The organism is Thermodesulfobacteriota bacterium (assembly GCA_040753795.1).
Lineage (GTDB): Bacteria > Desulfobacterota > Desulfobacteria > Desulfobacterales > Desulfosudaceae > JBFMDX01.
The window spans coordinates 258,663-280,366 of sequence record JBFMDX010000001.1 but is presented as its reverse complement, the minus strand read 5'-3'; the positions used below and the strand labels follow the sequence as shown (position 1 = coordinate 280,366).

Here is a 21,704-nt window from a genome sequence, read left to right as displayed (position 1 = left end):
CCGGCGTTGCGCTCAAATTTTAATCCTCGGAGTACTTCGCCTTGACCTCGAACTAAAATTCTAATTTTTAGAGATACCCTTTACACGTAGCGAACTGTTTAACGCGAAGTAAACTTGTCGGTCGGCAGGTCGTCAACGGGAACGCCGGGCAGGTCTTCGGCCGCGTGACCGACGGCGATAATCGAGAGGACCCGCACATGTTCCGGGAGAGAAAGCAGCCGCTGAACATACTGCTCGGCGGTAAGATGCTCGTCGTGATGGCGCTGGCGGATCTGGACCCAGCAGCTGCCCAGGCCGATGGAAGCGGCGGCCAGATGGGCGATGACGGCCGCTATGGCGCAGTCCTCAATCCAGACATCCGACTGGGTGCTGTCCCCGCAGACCACGATACCCAGGGCCGCGTCCTTGAGGAAGCCGGCCCCGTGGGGCTTGGCCCGCGACAATTTTCCCAGCAGGCCTCGATCCTGGACCAGAACAAAGGACCACGGCCGGATCTCACGTGAAGACGGGGAACGCAGCAACGCCTCCTTGAGGATGTCCAGATGTTCCGGCGTGATCGGCCGGTCCCGGTGATACGCTCTGATGCTGCGACGTTTTCTAAGGGTTTCTATCAACGACGGTATTAGACCTTGAATTTTCCCATCAACTCCGTAATATGCGCGGCCATGCGGCGAAGCTCATCGGCGCTCTTCTTGACCTGCTGGCTGTTCTCGTTCATCTGCTGGGAATGGCCGCTTAAGGAAACCACCTTGCGGGATACGTCGCCGGAAACAATTGAATATTGAGCCACGCTGGTGTTAACCTCGGAAACGCCCTGGGATATCTGCGAGACATTGCTGGCGATCTCTTTGGTTGATGTGGACTGTTCCTCGATGGAGGTGGCGATGGTGGAGACGATTTCATCGACGCTGTTAATCACGTTGATAATACGGCCGATCTCGTCCACCGCCTCGACGGTGATGTTCTTGTTGTCCTCGATCTGCTTGATAATCTGCTGGGTGGCGGCGGCCGTCTGGCGGGCCAGATCCTTGATCTCACTGGCCACCACCGCGAACCCTTTGCCGGCGTCTCCGGCCCGGGCCGCCTCGATGGTGGCATTCAATGCCAGCAGATTGGTCTTTTTGGAGATTTCGGTAATCACCTCGGTGACGGACCCGATGTTGGTGGCGGCGGAATTCAGGGTGTCCAGCTTGCGGGAAACGTTTCCCGCCTGATTCACGGCGTTGGCCGTAATGCCCCGGGCAGTTTCGGTGTTGCTGGTGATTTCGTCCACCGTGGACGTCATCTCCTCAATGGACGAAGCGATCAAAGACACGTTCTGGGAGGTTTGCTCCATGGTGCTGGCGATGCTCGTCATCCGCCGGCTCATTTCCTCCGACGCCAGGGCCACGGAATTGGCATTGGCCGACATCTCCCCTGTTTCCGTGGTCATTTTATCAGATAGTCCGGACAGGTTATGAGACGCCTGGTTGAGCGAGCCCATACTGCCGGTCACGTCATTGACCAGCTCCCTGAACTTGTTCATAAAGGTCGTAAACCGGGTACTTAAGACCTCACCGATCTCGTCCTCCCGGCTGTACTTAATATCATCGGTTAAATCAACGGCTTCCTGGGAGATGCTCTTTAGCATCAGCGAGATGTTAGCGTTGGAGCCCAGCAACTCATCCTTCAAGGCGGTTATCCGGTCGGCCAGGCCCACGGAAAGCAGGGCCACGAAAAGCACCGACCCGACCTGGACCGCCCACTCGGTAAAGGCGTTGACCGGCAGCAGACCGAACGTTTTAAAGCAGTAAAGCAGTACGCCCAGAAACAGGAAACCGCAGCTGATAATAATAAACCGGGAGTTCCTTGTAATTCCGATGCTGATGGCGCCGGACGCGACCAGGGCCACGGTCATGATAATCACCAGAACGATGGCGATCTTGATGCTGTAAGCATAAGTGACCACAAGCGACAACAGAGCCCAGGCCAGGCTGGGACCGATAATGAAGAACTTCGTCACCTTGTCCACCAGGGTATCCGGATAGAGGTCTCTGATGTTCAAGAAGGTCCTTAAGAACAGGGTAATGAAGACCACCGACAGACACATAAACATGGGCAGACATTTGTTGGCCCACCACACGGAGTTCGGCCACAGGTACTGAAACGAAAAACCATTCAGCGTAAACTGGAACAGGGTGTAGGAAAGAATAAACAGGACCAGATAAATATAGCTTTTTTCGCGGATCAGCACATACAGCACCATATTATAGATGACCATGATCAGCATGGCGCCGTAATACAGCCAGAAAAAGGGATAGACCTTGTGAATCTTTTCAAGATAAGCCTTATGGGATTTCAGGACAGGCTCGAAGTTAAACGAGGTCGCGGTCTCAATGCGGACCAGATAAGTGCTCAATCCCGGCGCCTGTTTTATCAGAAAAACCAGATCCCGGTCTTCGATCTCACGCGTGCCGAAGGGATAGGCCGTGCCGCCTTTTATCGGCGGCGGATAGAGACCACCGGCCTGGGGGATGTAAAGCTCCACGTGGTTGAGCAGGGGATAGAGAATGGTGAAATACCAGTCTCTGGTTTCATCCAGGGTATTGTTGACCGTGAACCGGAACCAGTAGGCCGAGGAAGTAAAACCGAAACTCAAGGCCACCTTGTCGGACTGGGTCCATTTGGTCTTATCGCTCAGAATATCGGATAACTTCAATTGTCTGCCCGGGTCTTCGACATACTCGACCTGGTCCCCGAAAAAAACCGTACCGGTTGAATCGTCAAGGGGAACAGGCGCCGCCTGTGCCGGAGAAAAAGCACAGAAGCAGACGACGGCCATGGTCAGAAGCAGGGAATAGACCGCATGAGAGCTGTTTCGTGTTTTCATCATCGCATTATCCGTTCATCTGATTAACCGCTGCCGGCTCCGGCTATATTTTGAATGGCTTGTTTTTATTATCAAAAAAACACCCGGGTTTTGCAAGAGAAAACACCGGATCAGGTCCATTTTATCTCCGGCTCTTTTCTATCCGGCATACGGTGATAGGTAAACTTCGGGTAGCCCAGCATCATGGCGCCGAAATTGGCTTCTCCGGCCGTCAGGCCCAGGGCGTCTTTAAGCGGCTGCCACTGCATGGCGGCGGCATTGAAAAATCCGTTCCAGCAGGTGCCCAGTCCGAAGGCGGCGGCGGCCAGATCAAAATAGGTCATGGCAATGGTGCAGGCGCTTTGGGCGGAAATATCGGAAACATCGGCGTTGGCCAGGACCAGATGAGGCGCGCCCCGGCTGACCGTGTCCACCCCGAACTCCCAGGCCGCCACTACCAGATCCAGATGCATGGCGCCCGCCAGGCGGGGGTGCTTTTCGACCATGAAACGCATCCACTCGATCACCAGGCCGCTCAACCGCCGGACGTCTTCGGCCCGGTAAATCACCTGCCATTTGACCGGTTGCCGGTTATGGCCGGTCGGAGCGCAGCGGGCCACGCGGATCAGCCGTTCAATCACCGCCCTGTCTACCGGCTGCTTTTTGTAGTTCCGGATAGACCGCCGGTACCGCAAAAAATGCTCCGCCTGTTCGGGGGAAAGCAGCCACTGCCGGTTGACCGGCAGGCACGCTTCGGGTTTCAGCAGCCGGTGGGATAAAGCGCCGGTAGGACATACGGCCACGCAATGGCCGCAGTTGATGCACAGCGCGTCGGCGCCGGGAATCGGCACCGGCCACCCGGTGGCTTTCATATCAATGATCTTCAGCGGGCATTCGGCGGCACAGATTCCGTCTTTATTGCATTTGTCCCGGTTGACTTCAAATAACGGCATGGCTGAATTCCCCTTTCATCTGTCTATCACCCCGCCGGCCACACTATATCCGGTCGCTTCGACCCGGCCCTCACCGCCCGGACACGTCACGAATCAATATCGCCGCGCAGAGCCGACACCACCCGCTCCATGGCCCGGTCCACGTTCTCATAACTGTTAAATGCGGAAAAACGGATGTACCGGGAGCCGCAGCGACCGAAACCCGCTCCCGGCGTGCAAACCACGCCGGCCTTTGTCAGCAGGCGATCAAACAGCTTCCAGGAATCGGTTTTCCCTTCCACCCAGATATACGGCGCGTGCCGGCCGCCGACATAGGACAGGCCGATTTCATCCATGGCCCGGGTGATGCGGTCGGCGTTTTTCATGTAATAATCGATGGTCTCTCTGGCCTGGGATTTCCCCTCGTCACTGTAGATCGCCTCCGCCGCCCGCTGGACCGGATAGGAAACGCCGTTGAACTTGGTGGTATGCCGGCGATGCCACAACCCGTGCAGGAAATGGATGTTGCCCCGGGAATCAAAGGCGCGGCAATCTTTGGGAACCACGGTAAAGGCGCAGCGGGTGCCGGTGAATCCGGCGGTTTTGGAAAAACTGCGGAACTCCACGGCCACCTGGCGGGCGCCTTCTATCTCATAGATCGTGCGGGGAAGTGCGTCGTCCCGGATAAACGCTTCATAGGCGGCATCATACAAAATCAAGGCCTTGCTGGCAGCGGCGAAATCCACCCATCGGGCCAGCTCTTTTCGGGTAATGGTCGACCCGGTCGGGTTGTTGGGAAAACAGAGGTAAATCAGATCGACCGGATCGGCCGGCAGCTGGGGCAGAAAACCATTGTCCGCCGTGCAATCCATATAGACGATATTCCGGTAGCGCCCGTCCGCATAATCTCCGGTGCGACCGGCCATGACATTGGTGTCCAGGTAAACGGGATAAACCGGGTCCGGTATGGCGACGCGGATGTCGGTCGCAAGAATTTCCTGGAAATTACCGGTATCACATTTGGCCCCGTCGCTGATAAAAATCTCGTCGGCGCTGATGTCGGCGCCGCGAGCCTGATAATCGGCGACCGCGATCTTTTCCCGCAGAAACGCGTAGCCCTGTTCCGGACCGTATCCGCGGAATGTGGCCTCGCTGCCCATCTCGTCCACGGCCTTGTGAAACGCCTCCAGGCTGGCCCGGCACAGGGGACGGGTGGCGTCGCCGATACCCAGCCGGATGATTTCCGCTTCCGGATGAGCCTGCTGGTAGGCTCTCACCCGCGAAGCAATTTCCGAAAACAGGTAGGAGGCCTGAAGCTTCAGATAATGCTCATTGATGGTAATCATGGTTCCGTTGGCGCCTTTCTCTAATACGGTTTCGCTACTGGTAATTTTGCCGGTTATAATCAATTTCCTCGTATCTGTCAATTTTCAGGGCTTCACATTGCCATATCCCGCATGACGTGCTACAAACAGCAATATGAAATCGAAAGGCTCTCCATGTCATTAACCAGGAAACAGATTGTCCTGCTGGGGGCGATCCTGACGGCTGTTATGCTGGGCGGCTACGCCATCACTCACCGGGATCAGATCGTACAGATGATATCGCTGGTGAATGAAAATACGCCGGCGCCGCTGTTTATCGCGCTGATGATCATTCTGCCGATCTTCGGTGTTCCCATCAGTCTGTTCCTGCTGGTGCTGGGGATCAAGTTCGGGCTGACCGCCGGTCTGCTCCTGATGTTCCTGGTCATGCCGATCCACATGACCGTCTCTTTCGCGCTGACGAAGGTGGCCGGAGAACTGATTCAGAACGTATTGTTCCGGGGGAAATACGTCATTCCCCAGGTGCCGGCCGACCGGCGGGTCCGGTTTTCATTCCTGGTAGCGGCCCTGCCCCTGCTGCCGTACGCGGCCAAAAATTTTTTTCTGCCCCTGGCCGGCGTTCCCTTCCGGCTTTACCTGGGAATGAACTGGGCCTGCCAGGCCACCCTGGCCATACCTGCCGTGGTCCTGGGCAGTTCCATCGGCGACTTGAACCCGGCCATGTTCATGGCGGCAGTTGCCGGACTGCTGGCGATATATCTGATCATCGGTCGAATTGAAAAAAAATACGGAAAACACGTTGATTTCAAGGAAGAACTGATCACCGGATCGCGGCCGGACGACGGCCACACAAAAAATGCCGGCGGCCATGACGGCCGCGGCGAAAAGACGGACGACACCCCGTCACAGGAAAACCGGCCCGCGGTAAAGCGGGCATAAACCGCCGTTAAACGCTTTCGCTCCTTCGAAGGCTTTACCTCTAATCCGCCTGGTTTCTCAAAAACGTCGGGATATCCAGATCATCATTATCAATCACCAGGCCCTTGTAGCCGCGGTACGTCGCCCCGGAGCCCTCGCCGGCGGAGGCCTGCTTGCGGATAAAGGTCGGCTGGTCGAGTTTTGATACCGACAACGTATTCAGATCGGCCGCCGTCACGTCCCGGATCCTGCCCCGCTTCAGGTCCACGATCGGCTCCGCCGCCGCCGCGCCGATTCCCGTGGCGATAACCGTTATACGGATTTCATCTCCCAGGGAATCATCGATGGTCGTTCCCCAGATGATTTCCGTTTCATCGCCCACCTCCTCGTGGATGCGGTCCGAGGCTTCCTCCAGTTCCTGAAAACTCATGTCGCTGGAACTGGCGATGTTCAGCAGCACCCCCTTGGCACCGGCGATGGAGCATTCCTCCAGAAGCGGATGGGAGATGGACCGCTCGGCCGCCTCGATGGCCCGGTTGTCGCCGCTGGCCACGCCGATTCCCATCAGCGCCATGCCCGCCTTGGACATGATGGTCTTGACATCGGCAAAATCGAGATTGACCAGGCCGGGGACCATGATCAGGTCGGAAATTCCCCGCACGGAATGATGCAGAACCTCATCGGCCTTCCTGAACATGTCGATGACCGTGTCCTTCTTGGAGGCCAGGGTCCGCAGGCGATCGTTCCGAATGGTAATGACCGTATCGGCGATGCCTTTTAGGGCCGCCACGCCGGTTTCGGCCTGCTGGGCCCTTTTCTTGCCTTCAAAGGAAAACGGTTTGGTGACCACGGCCACAGTCAGTATCCCCAGTTCCTTGCAGATCTGGGCGATGACCGGCGAGGCCCCGGTGCCCGTACCGCCGCCGCACCCTTCGGTGATAAACACCATGTGGGCCCCCGACAGGGCGTCACGAAGTACGTCATGACTTTCCATGGCGGCCTGCCGGCCGATCTCAGGATTGGCGCCGGCGCCGAGCCCTTCCGTAATGTTGGTGCCGAGTTGAATTCTAACCTCGGCCTTTGACGCTTCCAGCACCTGGGCATCGGTATTGGCGACAATAAACTCCACGCCCTGCAGGTTGGCTTCGATCATGTTGTTGACGGCGTTTCCCCCCGCGCCGCCCACGCCAATGACCTTTATCCTCGCGTTCTTTTCTTTTTCCACATATGAAAACGACATGCGCACCTCCTCCTCGCTGGGATTTTAAATACAACATATATAGTGAAAAGATAAAATTGACAACAATATATTGTGGCCAATTTCTAAAAAATACCTTTTACCGCGATTTCATTGTTAATAAATTAAATTCAATATGTTTTGCATCCCTACCACTCCCGCCCGCAGAAAACGGTTCGCAGGGCGGCCGGTTCAGGCAATCTCCTTGAACCATCGCTTCATCCGGCTGATCAGCCGGTTGAAAATATTGGCGTCCCGGATTCGGAATTTCCGGGCCGATTCATTCCGTGCCCCGTAGAGGACCAGTCCGACACCGGTGGCATACATGGGATTGTTGACCACGTCCACCAGACCGCTGATGCCAATGGGACGGCCCAGCCGGGTCGGCTGGTTGATGATGGATTCGGCTATTTCACAGGCACCGTCCAGCAGAGCCGCTCCGCCGGTCAGCACGACGCCGGTGGTAATTTCATCCGCGGCGCCCTTGCTGATGATCTCCCGGTTGATCAGGGTAAAAATTTCCTCCATGCGCGGAGCGATGATTTCATTAAGGATATGCACCGGCACTTTTTCAGAATTCCGGCCGCCGGTCCGCTTGACTTCTATTTCACCGATGGCCCCCTCGCGCCCGGAAATGGGGCTGACAAACCGCTTCTTGATTTTTTCTGCTTCCGAATGCGGTGTCCGCAGACCGATGGCGATATCGTTCGTCAGGTTGTTGCCACCCAGGGACAGAACGAACGTATGCCGGATATTGCCGCCGCAGAAAACGGCCAGATCACTGGTCCCGCCGCCCATATCGATCAGCGCCGCTCCCAGCGTCTTCTCTTCATCCGTCAGCACCGCCTCGCCCGAGGCCAGGGATTCCAGGACGACATCACAGACATCGAGGCCGGCCCGATGGGCGCATTTGACGATGTTATGGGCCGAGGCAACCGCGCCGGTGACGATATGAATTTTGACCTCCAGGCGGACACCGGTCATGCCCACGGGATTCTGGATACCGGACTCATCGTCCACGATATATTCCTGTGGCAGGATATGGATAATTTCCCGGTCCATGGGAATGGCCACCGCGCTGGCCGCCTCTCTGACCCGCTCCAGATCGGCGCGGGTAATTTCACGGCCCTTGATGGCGATCACTCCCCGGCTGTTGAAACTGGATATATGGCCGCCGGCGATGCCCACATAGGCGTTGGAAATTTCACACCCGGCCATGAGTTCCGCTTCTTCCACCGCTTTTTTGATGGAGCCGACCGTTGACTCAATATCCACCACCACACCCTTGCGCAGCCCTTCTGAAGGGTGCATGCCGATTCCGATGATGTTGATCTTATCGCCTTCCTTCTCTCCGACAACCGCGCAAATCTTGGTGGTGCCGATATCAAGACCGACGATGATGTCCTGTTCCTTCATTGCTACCCCCTTTGCTGTTGGCGACATACGCCTCTGCGGTCACGGCCTTGACCACAACCCGGTCCGGATATTCAAAGCCGGCGGCGGCCAGACGGCCTGTCCCGGGCTGACTGGAACAATGGCTCAGCATATATCCCAATTGACGAAATTTGGTGATGTAACTGTCGTTGTCGTCGTCAAAACCGAGCCGAACCTCATCGATGGCGTCAAAAGCATATAGCGTCAGGCCGGTGTCCCGGTCGGCGATCACTTTGCGGATGCTCATGCCCGGAATCCGCTCTCCGAGAATGACGCCCATTTCAACCACATCCAGCGCGGCGTTTAAAGCCGGGCCGACCGCATGGCCCTTCTCGTCCAGATCGCCGCACTCAATACCGCTGATCACCGGCAGGGCGGACGGGTCCGTCGGTTCCAGCCGCTTGAAAACCTCCCGGTGGCTGTTGATCAGGAAACTCCCGCCCCAGTCCAGAATCGCCAGGGGCGTATGCTCCCGGATATCAATCACAATCGTCGACGGCAGCACCCGGCTGATCCGCACATCCGCGATCCAGGGATCGGCCTGCAGCCGGCGCCTGGCCACGGACAGGTTCACGGCCATGATGTTCATCCCCGTCGCGATGCCGGCCCGGTGAACGACCGCCTCCCGGTCGAGCAGAGACAATCCCTTGACCTGAACATCATTGATACGCAGGCAGTCGGACCGGATAAAAAAAGCATAACCGTACACAAAGCCGATACTCACCGCCAGCAGAACGACCAGTCCGGCCGTGACCTTCAGCGCCGGTATCGTTGCCGCATAGCGGGCACACCCGGCCGTTTTCTTTTTCCGGTTCTTCCGGGACACTTTTTTCAGCATTCCATTCCTGTGACCGTACTTATTCTCCGACAATTTTCACCTCCGGTTCCAGCCGGACGCCAAACCGCTCCGCCACTTCCCTCCTGACCTCGGCCATCAGGGTCAGAATGTCCGCGGCCGTGGCGCCGCCCGTGTTCACGATATAGTTGGCGTGTTTATCGGAAACAGCCGCGCCTCCGACACGCCTGCCTTTCAACCCTGCCCGGTCGATGAGCCGGCCGGCCGACTCGCCCTCCGCCGGATTTTTAAAAAAACAGCCCGCGCTTCGGACGCCCACGGGATGACTGCGCATGCGTTCATTCAGAATATCCCGCGCCTCCGCCCGCAGCCGGACCGGTTCTTCCCGGCGGCAGGACAGCCTGGCAGCGGTCACCAGAAACGGATCCGCCGCGTCCGGAGAAAATCCCCTCACCTCAAAATGCCGGTAACGGAAGACCATGTCGTCCCGTGCCGCCTTCATCAACCGGCCGTCCGATGTCAGTATCGTAACCGTCTCCAGAACGTCGCCCATGGCGCCCCGGGCCGTGCCGGCGTTCATGATGACCGCGCCGCCCACGGTTCCGGGAATTCCCAGCGCGAAATTCATTCCGGCCAATCCGTTGTCGATGGCGTACTGACAGAGGCTCTGGAGATTGACGCCGGCCCCGGCCCGAACCGTGACGACATCGCCGGCATCTCCATCGACCCGGATGTCCTTCAATCCTTTCTTCATGTCAATGACCACGCCGCGGATCCCCCGATCCAGGACCAGCAGGTTGGTGCCGCCGGCCACGGCGGTATAGGGGACGCCGGCCTCGACGCAGGCCAGCACCAGTTCCCGCAGCTGCTTTTCATCCTTCACCGACACAAACAGGTCGGCCGGACCGCCCACGCCGAAAGACGTGTGCCTGGCCATGGGTTCGTCCCGCTTCACCCTTCCCGGAAACCGGTGCAACGCCCAGGCTGTAAAATCATCGTTCGTCATACCCACCCCGGCCCGCAACCGTTATTTCTCCGGGGTTCCGGAAAGCAGGCTTTCCCCGGCTTTCCAGACATCACCGGCCCCCAGCGTCAAGACGATGTCCCCTTCCCGAAGGGTCTCACTTAAATAGTTACAGGCGATTTTCCGGTCTTCCGCATACCGTACGCTCTTATGCCCATGAGCCCGGATCCCCTCGCTCAGCGCATAACCGTCAGCCCCGGCGATCGGCTTCTCTCCGGCGGGATAAACCGGCAGAACGACCAGATCGTCACACTGATAAAAAGAGCGGGTGAACTCATCAAACAGGGCCCTGGTCCGCGTGTAACGGTGCGGCTGAAAAACGACCCGGATACGACGATCTTCCCAGTTTTCCCGGATGGCCTGCAGGGTCGCCTGGATCTCCGTGGGATGGTGGCCGTAATCGTCCACGATCACCGCGCCCCTGATTTCGCCCTTGACTTCCATTCGCCGGTGAACGCCGGCCCTGGTCTCCAGGGCCAGTTTGATCCGCTCGAACGGAATATCCAGTTCCATGCCTACCGCTACCGCCGCCAGCGCGTTCCTGACATTGTGAACCCCCAGAGCATTGAGCACGATATCACCCAGCTTGTCGCCAAAGTGATAAACGGAAAAACAGGCTTTCCCCTGTCCCAGCTTGATCTGGCGGGCCTGGAAATCGGCCTGCTGGCTGGTGCCGTAGGTAATGCATCGTTTCTGAATGGTCGGCAGCAGCGACTGCAGGGGTTCATTGTCCAGACAGACTACCGCCAGACCGTAAAACGGAATGCGGTTAATGAATTCCAGAAACACCCGCTTGATGCTTTCCAGACCGTCGTAATAGTCCAGGTGCTCACGGTCGATATTGGTGACCACGGCGATGGACGGCGTGAACTTTAAAAACGACCCGTCGCTTTCGTCCGCCTCGGCCACAATAAAATCGCCTTTGCCCAGCAGCGCATTGGTGCCGATACTGTTCAGACGGCCGCCGACCACCACCGTGGGATCCAGCCCGCCTTTTTCCAGGACGGAAGCGATCATGGAGGTGGTCGATGTCTTTCCATGGGCCCCGGCGACCACGATGCTGTATTTCAGGCGCATGATCTCCGCCAGCATTTCGGCCCGCGGGATTACCGGTACGCCGCCGGCCCGGGCGGCTTCCACTTCCGGGTTGTCCGGCCCAATGGCGGAGGAAACCACCACCACGTCCACCCCCTTGATGTTATTCCGGTCATGCTGATAAAATACCGTCCCGCCCAGATCCGCCAGCCGCTGGGTGATATTGCTGGTCCTGATATCGGAACCGGACACCGTATAACCGAGATTGAGCAGCAGTTCCGCGATGCCGCTCATGCCGATGCCGCCGATGCCGACAAAGAAAATATGGTAATTTTTTACGTACATGCCTGTTTGACCATTCTCCGCTTTTTTGTTTCCGCCATGAGCGTCAGGCACTCACCGGCGATAATCCGGCCCGCTTCGGGCCTTCCCGCCGCCCGCAGCCGCCGGCCCATGTCTTTGAGCTTGGCTCTGCTGGAGGCGTAATAAACGATCTTTTCGGCGATCCCCCGCTCCGTCAGCTCCCTTTCGGGAATCATTTCAGCGCCGCCGGCCTCGACCAGGGCCCGGGCATTTTCCGTCTGATGATCATCGGCCGCGTGGGGAAACGGCACCAGGATGCAGGGCTTCCCCATGCAGACAATTTCCGCCACCGTGGTCGCGCCGGCCCGGCAGATGAGCAGGTCCGCCCGGGCGTAACAGGCCGCCATATCGTCAATGAACGCCGCTACCCGGCAGGACACCCCGGCCTGCTGATAGATCCGACGGACCGCTTCCTCTTCAGCCTGGCCCGTCTGATGAATAAAGAAAAGGCCGGCCTTGTCGGTCAGGTAGGCCAGTGCTCCGGTCACCGCCTGGTTGATCCGGCTGGCCCCCTGGCTGCCGCCGATGATCAACACGGTAAAATCGGCCGTGTCCAAGGCTCCCGCCGGTGTTTCTCCGGCCATGGCCCGCAGGATCTCCTGGCGGACCGGATTGCCGGTCACCCGCACTTTTCCCGCCGGCCACCGCCCAGCCGTCTTTTCAAAGGAGATAAACACCCGGTCGGCCAAGCGGGACAGCATCCGGTTGCTGATTCCCGGCAGGGCATTCTGCTCATGCAGCGCGATGGGGATGCCCATCAACCATCCGCCGATCACCAGGGGTGCCGAAGAATAGCTGCCCATGCCGATGATCATGTCCGGCCTGAATTTCCGGATCACCGCAACCGCCGCGACAATCCCGGCGGCCAGTTTGATAACGGCCCTGCCCCTGGCCATCAGGCTCCGGCCCTTTATCCCCTCGGTCGGTATCCAATGATAATCGAAACCGGTTTTCGGCAGGACCCTCTTTTCGATGGCGGTGCCGGTGCTGACAAACAACAGGCGGCAGGCGGGCCTTTCTTCCCGCAAATGCTCGGCAATGGCGATACCGGGAAAGAGGTGACCGCCCGTGGCCCCGCCGGCGATGATAATGCCCGGCGCTGCCGGGATCTCTTTTTTTGTCACATCGTCATGCATCGCGCCTGTGTCCTATGCTCATCAGAATACCGGCGGCGGCCAGATTGAACACCAGCGACGTTCCGCCGTAACTGAGAAACGGCAGCGTAATCCCCTTGGTGGGCAGAATACCGACGGCCACGCCGGTGTTGACAAACACCTGAAAACTGATGGCGGCCGTCAGGCCCAGCGCCAGCAGAGCGCCAAACCGGTCCTGAGTGGCCCGGGCGATAATCACGCCTCTCCACAGCAGGATCATAAAGAGCGTCAGCACCAGGCACACGCCCCACAGCCCCAGTTCCTCCCCGATAACCGAAAAAATAAAGTCCGTGTGCGGTTCCGGCAGATAAAAAAGTTTCTGGTATCCCTGTCCGATTCCCGTCCCCCAGATCCCGCCGGTGCCGAAGGCCATGAAGGAATGAATGATCTGATAGCCGCCCTCGTTCTGGTATCGCCAGGGATCCAGGAAACAGATCAGCCGAACCAGCCGGTATTGCGCCTGCATCGCGTAATAGACGGCCGCCGGCAGCAGAAAGATAAACGACATGAACAGATGCATCAGCCGGGCCCCACCCACGAACAGCATGATCCAGGTAATCAGTCCGAACACCACCACCGATCCGAAATCCGGCTGAAACAGAATCAGGATGGCAAAAGCGCCCAGCACAAACACATGGGGCAGGAACCCGATGGAAAAATGGTTGAGGTTGTCCTGCTTTTTGTTCAGGGAATAGGCCAGATAAATGATCAGCGCGTATTTGGCCAGTTCCGACGGCTGGAAGGAAAAACCGCCGATGCGGAGCCAGCGGGTGGCCCCGTTGGCGGAGAAGCCGACCCCGGCGACAAAGACCAGCCCCAGCAGGATAAACGCCGCGGCCAGAATAACGTACGCCAGAACGCGGAGCACCCGGTAGTTAAGATACCGGAAAAAAATCATCAGGCTGATTCCGGCCAGGGCGAAGAGCACCTGCCTTTTCAGAAAATAAGCGCTGTCGCCGAACTTCTCCGCGGCCAGGTGAGAACTGGCGCTGTATACCATGACCACCCCGATACCCGTCAGCATCAACACCGGGAACAGCAGAAACACGTCAAAGTATAAAGGATAATCATTTCTTCTGGGCAGATTCATCCGTTTCCCCTTTTAATTCCCCCACGATACGCCGGAAGTCTTCCCCCCGCCGGGCGTAGCTTTCATAGGCATCAAAACTGGAGCAAGCCGGCGACAGCAGTACCGCGTCGCCTGCTTCGGCCAGGCTTCGGGCGCGGCGGACCGCCCCGGCCAGCGTCGCTTCGGATCGGAGTTGCGCGGCACCGTTGATCGCCAGCTGGATCTTCTCCTGGGCCGCACCGAAAAGCACCACCGCCCGGGCATGCTCCCGGATGACGTTCTTCAGGACGCCGTAATCGCAACCCTTGTCCTGGCCGCCCATCAGCAAAACCACCGGGCGGGGAAACCATTCCAGAGCCCGCCGCACGGCATCGGGATTGGTCGCCTTGGAATCATTGAAGTAGTCGACCCGATCCACCGTATCCACGAACTCCAGGCGATGAGGGAGCCCTTTGAATTCATCGATCGCGGCCTGAACGCCGGCCATGGTCCCGCCGGCGGAAAGCGCCGCCAGCACGGCCGCCGACACATTCTCCAGGTTATGCGGCGCCAGCAGGTAGGGCTGCCGGATATCGATCCCGCCGACGCGGTTTCCGTCCCGCCAGATATCGATTCCGCCATCACGGCTTACTGATCCGTTGCTGATCTTGTGGCCGCCATTGAAATAGCATTTTCTGCTGCGGGCCGTCTTGGCCGCCTGCAGCACATGAAAATCGGATCCGTTGAGCACGGCCGTGTCGTCCGTTTCCTGATGAGCGAAGATCCGGCCTTTGGAACGGACGTAGTCGTTAAACGTATCATACCGGTCCAGATGATCCTCGGCGATATTCAGCAGCACGGCTACCGATGGCCTTAACCCGTATGTGCCGTCCAGCTGGAAACTGCTGACTTCCACCACCGCCACATCGGCGTTTTCACCCTTGTCAATGAAGCCGATCAGGGGTTTGCCGATATTGCCGCCGACAAAAACATGCTTGCCGGATTGTTTCAGCATCTCCCCGACCAGGGTCGTCACGGTGGTCTTGCCGTTGGTGCCGGTGACGGCCACGATGGGCTTGCTGATCAGGGCTGCGGCCAGCTCGATTTCACCCATGACCGGGATCCCGGCTTCCGCCGCCCGACGCAGGGGAGTTATGGTCAGGGGCACGCCGGGGCTGGCAATAATGACGTCGACCGCCGCAAAGGATTCGTCCGAATGCCCGCCCAGTTCAAGTTTCACGCCCAGGTCCTCGACCTCGGCCAGGTGCGGTTTCAGCCGGTCTGCCGGTGCCCGGTCGGTAATGGTCACCTCGGCGCCCCTCCGTTTCAGAAACCGGGCCGCGGCCACGCCCGAGACGCCCATACCGACCACCAGAAATTTCCTGTTCTTTATCTCCATCCCCGCTCCGCCTATCTGATTTTCAGCGTACTCAAGGCGACCAGCGCCAGGCCGATGGCGATGATCCAGAATCTGACGATAATTTTCGGCTCTGCCAACCCTTTTAATTCAAAATGATGGTGCAGCGGCGCCATGCGGAAAATCCGTTTTCCCCCGGTGGCCTTGAAATACCCTACCTGGAAAATGACCGACAAGGCCTCCACCACAAAAATGCCGCCGACCAGGGCCAGCAGGATTTCCTGCCGGGTGATGACCGCAATGGTTCCCAGGGTCCCGCCCAGGGGCAGAGAGCCCACATCTCCCATGAAAATTTCCGCGGGATAGGCGTTGAACCAGAGGAACCCGGTCAGAGCGCCGGCGATGGCGCCGCAGCAGACCGCCACCTCCCCGCTTCCGGGCACATAAGCGACCTGCAGATATTGAGCGATAATCAGGTTCCCGGCCACGTAAGCAAACCCCATATACCCCATATAGGATATGATCAGCGGTCCCGCCGCCAGCCCGTCGAGCCCGTCCGTCAAATTGACGGCATTGGAGGCGCCGACGATGACAAACATGCCAAAAAGCACATAAAACAGGCCCAGGTCCGGCGTTACCGATTTTAAAAACGGCACCAGCAGCCGGGTGCTGAAACCGGGCGCCTGGAGAATCGCCAGGCAGACCAGCGCGGCCATAAGGCTCTGCAGCGAAAACTTGACCCATCCGGAAAGGCCCTTGTTCCTTTTTTTTACCGTCTTGCGGTAGTCATCGGCAAACCCCACGGCCGCGAACCCCAGCGTGGCGAATATCACGATCAGGACATACCGGTTGGTCAGATCGGCCCAGAGCAGACTGGATCCCAGACCGGCCAGAATGATAAGGATGCCTCCCATGGTGGGCGTCCCGGCCTTCTGCTGATGCCGTTCGGGACCGCATTCCCGGATATACTGACCGATCTGCATTTCGGCCATCAGCCGGATGGTCCTGGGGCCCAGCAAATAGGCGATCAGGAAACCGGTCATGGCCGCGTACATGGTCCGGAAGGTGATGTACTGAAAGATATTAAAAAACGAGACATATTCGCGGAGCGGATAAAGTAAATGATAAAACATCCCGCTATCTCCCCGGCTTTTCTTCTTCGGGTCCGCCGCCTTTTCCGACAATGGCGGCAGCAACCGTTTCCATGGCCATGGCCCTGGATCCCTTGACCAGCACCCAGTCGCCGGACCGGACGTTTTTGGACAAGGCCTTGATGATCTGCTCCCGGGTCCCGGTCACAATCTTATCTCTGGTCATTCCCGCCTCCATGGCGCCGGCCGCGACGGCTCTGGCAAAATCACCGACCGCAAAAATCATGGCCGCGCCGCTTTCCGCCGCCCATCCGCCGATCTTCTGATGCATGACGGCCGACTGGTCGCCCAGCTCGTACATGTCACCGAAAACCAGCAGGCCGCGACGCCTTCCCCGCAATCCTTTCAGAGCGGCAATGGCGGCCCGCATGGATCCGGGATTGGCATTATAGGTATCATCCACGACAAAAAACCCGGCTCGGGTGGGGATGACGTTCATCCGGCCGGGAACGGGAACAAACCGCTCCAGCCCGCTGGCAATGATTTGCGCGGGGATATCCATCAGTTTTCCCACTGCCGCCGCGGCCAGGGCATTGGACACCAGATGCCGACCGCTGACCTTTAACTGCACGGGGACCGCGTCGTCCTGGTCCGACAGTACCAGATCAAAGGCGCAGTCCCTATCCGTCTGCCGGAAACGCACCGCCCTGACGTCGCCCTGGTCGCCCTGGCCGAAGGTCACCACCCGGCCGCCGGCTTTCTCCGCCAGCTTCAGCACCCGGGGGTCATCAGCGTTCAGCACGGCCGCGCCATTGTTGCCCATGGTTTCAATGAGCTCCCCCTTGGCCCGGGCCACGCCTTCAATGTTCCCCAGGCCGGCCAGATGGCCTTCGCCGATGTTCAGGACCACGCCGATGTCCGGCTCGCATATCCGGGTCAACCGCGCGATTTCACCGGGCGCGTTCATGCCCAGTTCCAGCACCCCGACCTGATGCGAGGCCTCCAGACGCAGCAGCGTCAGCGGCAGGCCGATCTCGTTGTTGAAATTCCCTGCCGTGGCCAGTACCTGGTAGCGCTGCTCCAGCACCCGGGCTGTCATCTCCTTGGTAGAGGTCTTGCCGTTGGTCCCGGTGATGGCCACGACAATCAGGCCCGCCTGCCGCCGCCGATAGCGGGCCATGGCGCCCAGGGCCTTAACCGTATCGGTCACCGCCACGCACAGACCGCCCGACGATCTGATTCGCTCGGCCACCGTCGACCGTCGGGACTTATCAATCACAAAACCGGCAACGCCTTTCTTCAACACTTCATCGATAAAATCGTGACCGTCATGTTTCTGCCCCTTTACCGCCACGAACAGATGCGACGGGCTGATGGAGCGGGAATCAATCGACACACCGCTGAAAAAATAATCCCCGGCCCCGCAGACCAGCTCCCCTTCGGCAGCCGCCAGCACGTCCGGACCCGTCCATGCCACATATTTTCCCATTCTCACTCACCCGCGCGCTGCATTTCACATCGCGCACCGTCCGGCCGGAATTCAGTTTCAAGCAGACGCAGCGCGTTGCGGGCTTCCAGCCGATCATCAAAGTTTATGGTCCTGTCCCTGAATATCTGGCAGGCCTCGCTGCCTTTCCCGGCAATGACAACGGTATCATCCGGCCGGGAGGCCAGAACCGCCGCCGCGATTCCGCGACTCCTGTCCGGTTCCACCAGATAACGCTTGCCGCCGTTGCAACGGCCGAGTTCCCGGACATCCGACACGGCCGAAGCCGTTTCGCCGATACCGGCGAGAATGTCGCGGATAATATCCTCCGGCTCTTCGCTGCGGGGATTGTCGGAAGTAATCACCACCCGATCCGCTCCGTCCATGGCAATCCGCCCCATCTCCGGGCGTTTCTTCCGGTCCCGGTCACCGCCGCAGCCGAACACGCAGAACAGGCGCCCGGAGGTTATGGCCCGGATGGTGCCAAGAACATTGGCCAGGGCGTCCGGCGTGTGGGCGTAATCCACGAAAACATGCCGGTTCACCAGATTGGGAACTCTTTCCAGTCTCCCGGGTACGCCCTGGAACGCTTCTATACCGGCACGGATGTCTTCGTTGGCGATTCCCAGGGCGACGACCGCGCCGACGGCGCAGAGAATATTTTCACAGTTATAGTGCCCGCAAAGAGGGGACGAAAAAGACAAGGCGCCCGCCGGCGTGACAATATCGCCGGCAATGCCCCCGGGCGTCAGCCGGACATTCCGGGGAAACACCTGGCAATCGCCGGTTTCCCCGACCCGGATCAGCTGAACATGTTGAAGCCGTCCGCACAGGTCCCGTCCCCGGGCATCGTTGCAGTTGATTACCGCCGCAGCCTTTTTCGCGCCGGCGCCGTCGCCCAGGTAAGCCGTAAACAGCAGCTGCTTGCAGGCCCAATAGTCTTCCATGGTGCCGTGATAGTCGAGGTGATCCTGGGTCAGGTTGGTAAAGACCGCCGCGTCATAAGCGCAGCCGGCGACTCTCTTCTGATCCAGGGCATGAGACGACACCTCCATGACCACATGGGTGACGCCGGCGCCTTCCATCTCGGCCAGAATGCGTTGCAAATCAACGGCGTCCGGGGTGGTCAGGGGGTTGACAAATGTCTTTCCCCGATAACGGAAGTTCCCGGTGCCGATGACGCCGGCAACGGCGCCGCCGGCCGTTAAAATGCTTTCGATCAGCGCAACCGTTGTTGTCTTCCCGTTGGTCCCCGTCACCCCGATCATCTTCAGCCTTTCCGCCGGCCGTCCGTAAAAGTCTGCGGCCAGAAGCGCCAGCGCTTTCCTGGAATCATCCACCTCGGCCACAATGGCGTCGTTGATATCGGATTTCTCGGCGACTACTGCCACCGCGCCCCGGGCCAGCGCTTCGCCTGTAAAATCATGACCGTCGGCATGCCGGCCCCGGACAGCCACGAAAACGCCGCCCGGCCGGACCTGATCGGCCCGGCAGTGGATGGAAGTCACTTCCGGATCAGATATCACCCCGCCGCTGGCCAGGCCCTTACCGGTAACCCGCCGGGGAGACACGGCGGCAAGCAGGACAGACAGTCTCATCCGTTTCCTCCCCCGTCAGCCTGCACCATCAAATTTTTTCCGGCATGGTCCGTCTCCGGCAGCACCCCGAAATAGTTAAGGGTTTCACGGACAATTTGCTTGAAAGCCGGTGCCGCCACAACGCTGGCGTAATAAGCCTTTCTCGGCGAGTCCACAATCACCATGACGGCGACGCGGGGGTTGTGTTGCGGGGCAAACCCCAGAAAGGAGGAGATGTAATCCCGGTTCGAATACCGGCCGTCCTTATCCAGTTTCTGAGCGGTACCGGTTTTACCGCAGACCGAATACCCCTCAACAGCGGCGTTCACGCCGGTTCCGCCTTCGGTGGTCACGCCCGTCATCATTTCTTTTAAATGTTCAGCGGTGGTTTCTGATATCACCCTCCGGACGATTTCCCGGTCCCGTCGCCGGGCGACCTGCCCGTCTGGAGACACGACCGAGCTGACCACGTAAGGCTTCATCAGTAATCCGCCGTTGGCGATGGCGGAAACGGCGGTCACCAGCTGGACGGCTGTGGCCGATATTCCCTGTCCGAAAGCGATGGTACTCATATCCACATCCGTCCACTGGGTATAATAGGACAACCGGCCTTCGGCATTGCCCGGGCACTCGACTTCCGGTTTGGTGTTGAACCCGAAGTTCCGCAGGATTTCCCACAGCATTTTCCGTCCGATTTTTTCACTGATCTTGACCGCGCCGATATTGCTGGACGTCTTGATAATGTCCCTCACGGTCATCCAGCCGTGACGGTGGGTATCGTTGATGGTGTGACCATGGATACGATAAGCGCCGTTCTCACAGTCAAAAACCGTATCCGGCGTGCACATACCGGATTCGATGGACCCGGCCGCAAGGAAAACCTTCATGACTGAACCCGGCTCAAAGGCATCGGCCACGACCCGGTTCCGCCAGAGATCCCGGTGATAATCGCCGAACCGGTTCAGGTCAAAGAAAGGATAATTGGCCATGGCCAGTATTTCCCCCGTGTTGGGATCCATCACGATGGCCATGCCGTGGTCCGCGTCGGAATCCACTACTGCCTTCTCCAGGGCGGTCTCGGCGATGTACTGAATGGCGCCGTCGATGGTCAGGACAACGTTATGACCGTCCACGCTGCCGGAAAGTTCTTCCCCGGCGCCCAGACGGCGCTTCTTGGCGTCCATCAGAATCGTCTGGCGTACGGAAGCGCCCCGGAGATATTCATCCCAGGTAAATTCGATCCCTTCCAGCCCGTTGCCGTCGATACCAGTAAACCCGATCAGTTGCGCCGCCATGGCGTTGCCGGGGTAGACTCGCCTCTGTTCCGGGACATAGGCGATCGCTTCAGGCGCCAGATTGAGCTGCTTGACCGCCGAGACTTCATCGGCCATGGCGGCCCGTTTTAACCAGACAAACGGCTGCCGGGAGATCAGCTTGCTCCTGACCGCCTTGGTTTCCATATTCAGCGCCCGGGCCAGCTTCGGAGCAACCTCGACGGAGTTGGGGATCAGGGAGGGATGAATGCCGATGGAAGTGGCGTCGACGGTGACGGCCAGTTCCGTATGATTCCGGTCATAAATGGTGCCCCGTTTGCCCGAAGTGACAAGGGTCCGCGTGTACTGGCCGGATGCCCTGGATGCCAGCATGTCGCCGCAGACTACCTGCAGGTAAACGACCCGACCGGCAATACCGCAATAAAGCAGGGTAAAAAAGATTCCCACCAGCAGAATGCGGAGCCTGATCTTGCCCGGTTTAAATTTCTTTCGGCTGTATCTCATGGCATAACCATTACCTGATCGGTTCCCGGGATCACCATGCCCAGTTCATCTCTGGCAATCCCGATAATTCTCGCCGGCGATTTGAGCCGGACGATTTCGATCCGCAACTCTTTTTTCTCGGCCGCCAGGCTGTTTTCCTGTTTCTCAAGCCGCCCGATGTCAAGCTTCAATCGCCGGGACTGTACGGTAAACCAGGTGTAAAAATAAATTTCGAGGATACACGCTACCAGTACCGCCACCCAGGCGACGGTAATTTTGACACTGTATCGATCCCCCCTCATTTCCCGTCCTCCACCCGCCT

At 58.7% G+C, this 21,704-nt stretch carries 18 protein-coding genes; 1 reads left to right on the top strand and 17 read right to left on the bottom strand.

The features are described 5' to 3' along the window. Positions 1-98: 98 nt before the first annotated feature. The 4 genes from AB1724_01230 to AB1724_01215 all read right to left on the bottom strand — a co-directional run bounded on the left by AB1724_01230 (position 99) and on the right by AB1724_01215 (position 5,126). Positions 99-614, bottom strand: coding sequence for a nitroreductase family protein (locus tag AB1724_01230; GenBank protein ID MEW6076413.1), 516 nt, complete (start codon positions 612-614; stop codon positions 99-101). An 8-nt stretch (positions 615-622) separates the two neighbouring features. Next, complete coding sequence (locus AB1724_01225) at positions 623-2,872, bottom strand: 7TM diverse intracellular signaling domain-containing protein (protein MEW6076412.1); 2,250 nt, start codon at positions 2,870-2,872, stop codon at positions 623-625. A gap of 107 nt (positions 2,873-2,979) precedes the next feature. Beyond that, complete coding sequence (locus tag AB1724_01220; protein MEW6076411.1) at positions 2,980-3,801, bottom strand: nitroreductase family protein; 822 nt, start codon at positions 3,799-3,801, stop codon at positions 2,980-2,982. Positions 3,802-3,887: 86 nt separating this feature from the next. After that, complete coding sequence (locus AB1724_01215; protein ID MEW6076410.1) at positions 3,888-5,126, bottom strand: LL-diaminopimelate aminotransferase; 1,239 nt, start codon at positions 5,124-5,126, stop codon at positions 3,888-3,890. Positions 5,127-5,279: 153 nt separating this feature from the next. Between AB1724_01215 and AB1724_01210 the strand changes: the two genes are divergently transcribed. Then, complete coding sequence (locus AB1724_01210) at positions 5,280-6,044, top strand: hypothetical protein (protein ID MEW6076409.1); 765 nt, start codon at positions 5,280-5,282, stop codon at positions 6,042-6,044. Between the two features lie 40 nt (positions 6,045-6,084). On the opposite strand, the gene ftsZ is transcribed toward AB1724_01210, so the two are convergent. From ftsZ to ftsL, 13 genes are all read right to left on the bottom strand, one after another. Next, on the bottom strand, positions 6,085-7,263 hold the full coding sequence (gene ftsZ / locus AB1724_01205) for a cell division protein FtsZ (protein ID MEW6076408.1): 1,179 nt from the start codon (positions 7,261-7,263) through the stop codon (positions 6,085-6,087). Positions 7,264-7,452: 189 nt separating this feature from the next. After that, positions 7,453-8,676, bottom strand: a complete 1,224-nt coding sequence (gene ftsA / locus AB1724_01200; protein ID MEW6076407.1) for a cell division protein FtsA — start codon at positions 8,674-8,676, stop codon at positions 7,453-7,455. Continuing rightward, positions 8,645-9,532, bottom strand: a complete 888-nt coding sequence (locus AB1724_01195) for an FtsQ-type POTRA domain-containing protein (GenBank protein ID MEW6076406.1) — start codon at positions 9,530-9,532, stop codon at positions 8,645-8,647. The genes ftsA and AB1724_01195 overlap by 32 nt, the downstream gene beginning before the upstream one ends. A 19-nt stretch (positions 9,533-9,551) precedes the next feature. Continuing rightward, positions 9,552-10,496, bottom strand: a complete 945-nt coding sequence (murB, locus tag AB1724_01190; protein ID MEW6076405.1) for a UDP-N-acetylmuramate dehydrogenase — start codon at positions 10,494-10,496, stop codon at positions 9,552-9,554. A 21-nt stretch (positions 10,497-10,517) separates the two neighbouring features. Then, positions 10,518-11,894 (bottom strand): UDP-N-acetylmuramate--L-alanine ligase, encoded by a 1,377-nt coding sequence (gene murC, locus AB1724_01185; protein ID MEW6076404.1) that lies wholly within the window; start codon positions 11,892-11,894, stop codon positions 10,518-10,520. Beyond that, on the bottom strand, positions 11,885-13,048 hold the full coding sequence (gene murG, locus AB1724_01180) for an undecaprenyldiphospho-muramoylpentapeptide beta-N-acetylglucosaminyltransferase (GenBank protein ID MEW6076403.1): 1,164 nt from the start codon (positions 13,046-13,048) through the stop codon (positions 11,885-11,887). Before murG ends, murC begins: the two co-directional genes overlap by 10 nt. Continuing rightward, positions 13,041-14,156 carry a putative lipid II flippase FtsW gene (gene ftsW, locus AB1724_01175; GenBank protein MEW6076402.1) on the bottom strand — a complete coding sequence of 372 codons (1,116 nt, stop codon included), beginning with the start codon at positions 14,154-14,156 and terminating at the stop codon, positions 13,041-13,043. Before ftsW ends, murG begins: the two co-directional genes overlap by 8 nt. Then, positions 14,134-15,513 (bottom strand): UDP-N-acetylmuramoyl-L-alanine--D-glutamate ligase, encoded by a 1,380-nt coding sequence (murD, locus tag AB1724_01170; GenBank protein MEW6076401.1) that lies wholly within the window; start codon positions 15,511-15,513, stop codon positions 14,134-14,136. Before murD ends, ftsW begins: the two co-directional genes overlap by 23 nt. 11 nt (positions 15,514-15,524) lie before the next feature. Then, positions 15,525-16,604, bottom strand: a complete 1,080-nt coding sequence (mraY, locus tag AB1724_01165) for a phospho-N-acetylmuramoyl-pentapeptide-transferase (GenBank protein MEW6076400.1) — start codon at positions 16,602-16,604, stop codon at positions 15,525-15,527. A gap of 4 nt (positions 16,605-16,608) precedes the next feature. After that, positions 16,609-18,039 carry a UDP-N-acetylmuramoyl-tripeptide--D-alanyl-D-alanine ligase gene (gene murF / locus AB1724_01160; GenBank protein ID MEW6076399.1) on the bottom strand — a complete coding sequence of 477 codons (1,431 nt, stop codon included), beginning with the start codon at positions 18,037-18,039 and terminating at the stop codon, positions 16,609-16,611. Positions 18,040-18,053: 14 nt separating this feature from the next. Then, positions 18,054-19,646, bottom strand: a complete 1,593-nt coding sequence (locus AB1724_01155) for a UDP-N-acetylmuramoyl-L-alanyl-D-glutamate--2,6-diaminopimelate ligase (protein MEW6076398.1) — start codon at positions 19,644-19,646, stop codon at positions 18,054-18,056. Then, positions 19,643-21,403: a penicillin-binding protein 2 gene (locus AB1724_01150; GenBank protein MEW6076397.1), complete on the bottom strand. Its 1,761-nt coding sequence runs from the start codon at positions 21,401-21,403 to the stop codon at positions 19,643-19,645. Before AB1724_01150 ends, AB1724_01155 begins: the two co-directional genes overlap by 4 nt. Continuing rightward, a complete protein-coding gene (gene ftsL, locus AB1724_01145) occupies positions 21,400-21,684 on the bottom strand; it encodes a cell division protein FtsL (protein MEW6076396.1) in 285 nt (94 codons plus the stop codon). The genes AB1724_01150 and ftsL overlap by 4 nt, the downstream gene beginning before the upstream one ends. Positions 21,685-21,704: the final 20 nt, after the last annotated feature.

Bases quoted from the DNA above. Each gene is read 5' to 3' on its own strand.
- AB1724_01225 (MEW6076412.1), bottom strand. From the start codon at position 2,872: ATGATGAAAACACGAAACAGCTCTCATGCGGTCTATTCCCTGCTTCTG.
- AB1724_01220 (MEW6076411.1), bottom strand. From the start codon at position 3,801: ATGCCGTTATTTGAAGTCAACCGGGACAAATGCAATAAAGACGGAATC.
- AB1724_01215 (MEW6076410.1), bottom strand. From the start codon at position 5,126: ATGATTACCATCAATGAGCATTATCTGAAGCTTCAGGCCTCCTACCTG.
- AB1724_01210 (MEW6076409.1), top strand. From the start codon at position 5,280: ATGTCATTAACCAGGAAACAGATTGTCCTGCTGGGGGCGATCCTGACG.
- ftsZ (MEW6076408.1), bottom strand. From the start codon at position 7,263: ATGTCGTTTTCATATGTGGAAAAAGAAAAGAACGCGAGGATAAAGGTC.
- ftsA (MEW6076407.1), bottom strand. From the start codon at position 8,676: ATGAAGGAACAGGACATCATCGTCGGTCTTGATATCGGCACCACCAAG.
- AB1724_01195 (MEW6076406.1), bottom strand. From the start codon at position 9,532: ATGCTGAAAAAAGTGTCCCGGAAGAACCGGAAAAAGAAAACGGCCGGG.
- murB (MEW6076405.1), bottom strand. From the start codon at position 10,496: ATGACGAACGATGATTTTACAGCCTGGGCGTTGCACCGGTTTCCGGGA.
- murC (MEW6076404.1), bottom strand. From the start codon at position 11,894: ATGTACGTAAAAAATTACCATATTTTCTTTGTCGGCATCGGCGGCATC.
- murG (MEW6076403.1), bottom strand. From the start codon at position 13,048: ATGCATGACGATGTGACAAAAAAAGAGATCCCGGCAGCGCCGGGCATT.
- ftsW (MEW6076402.1), bottom strand. From the start codon at position 14,156: ATGAATCTGCCCAGAAGAAATGATTATCCTTTATACTTTGACGTGTTT.
- murD (MEW6076401.1), bottom strand. From the start codon at position 15,513: ATGGAGATAAAGAACAGGAAATTTCTGGTGGTCGGTATGGGCGTCTCG.
- mraY (MEW6076400.1), bottom strand. From the start codon at position 16,604: ATGTTTTATCATTTACTTTATCCGCTCCGCGAATATGTCTCGTTTTTT.
- AB1724_01155 (MEW6076398.1), bottom strand. From the start codon at position 19,646: ATGAGACTGTCTGTCCTGCTTGCCGCCGTGTCTCCCCGGCGGGTTACC.
- AB1724_01150 (MEW6076397.1), bottom strand. From the start codon at position 21,403: ATGAGATACAGCCGAAAGAAATTTAAACCGGGCAAGATCAGGCTCCGC.
- ftsL (MEW6076396.1), bottom strand. From the start codon at position 21,684: ATGAGGGGGGATCGATACAGTGTCAAAATTACCGTCGCCTGGGTGGCG.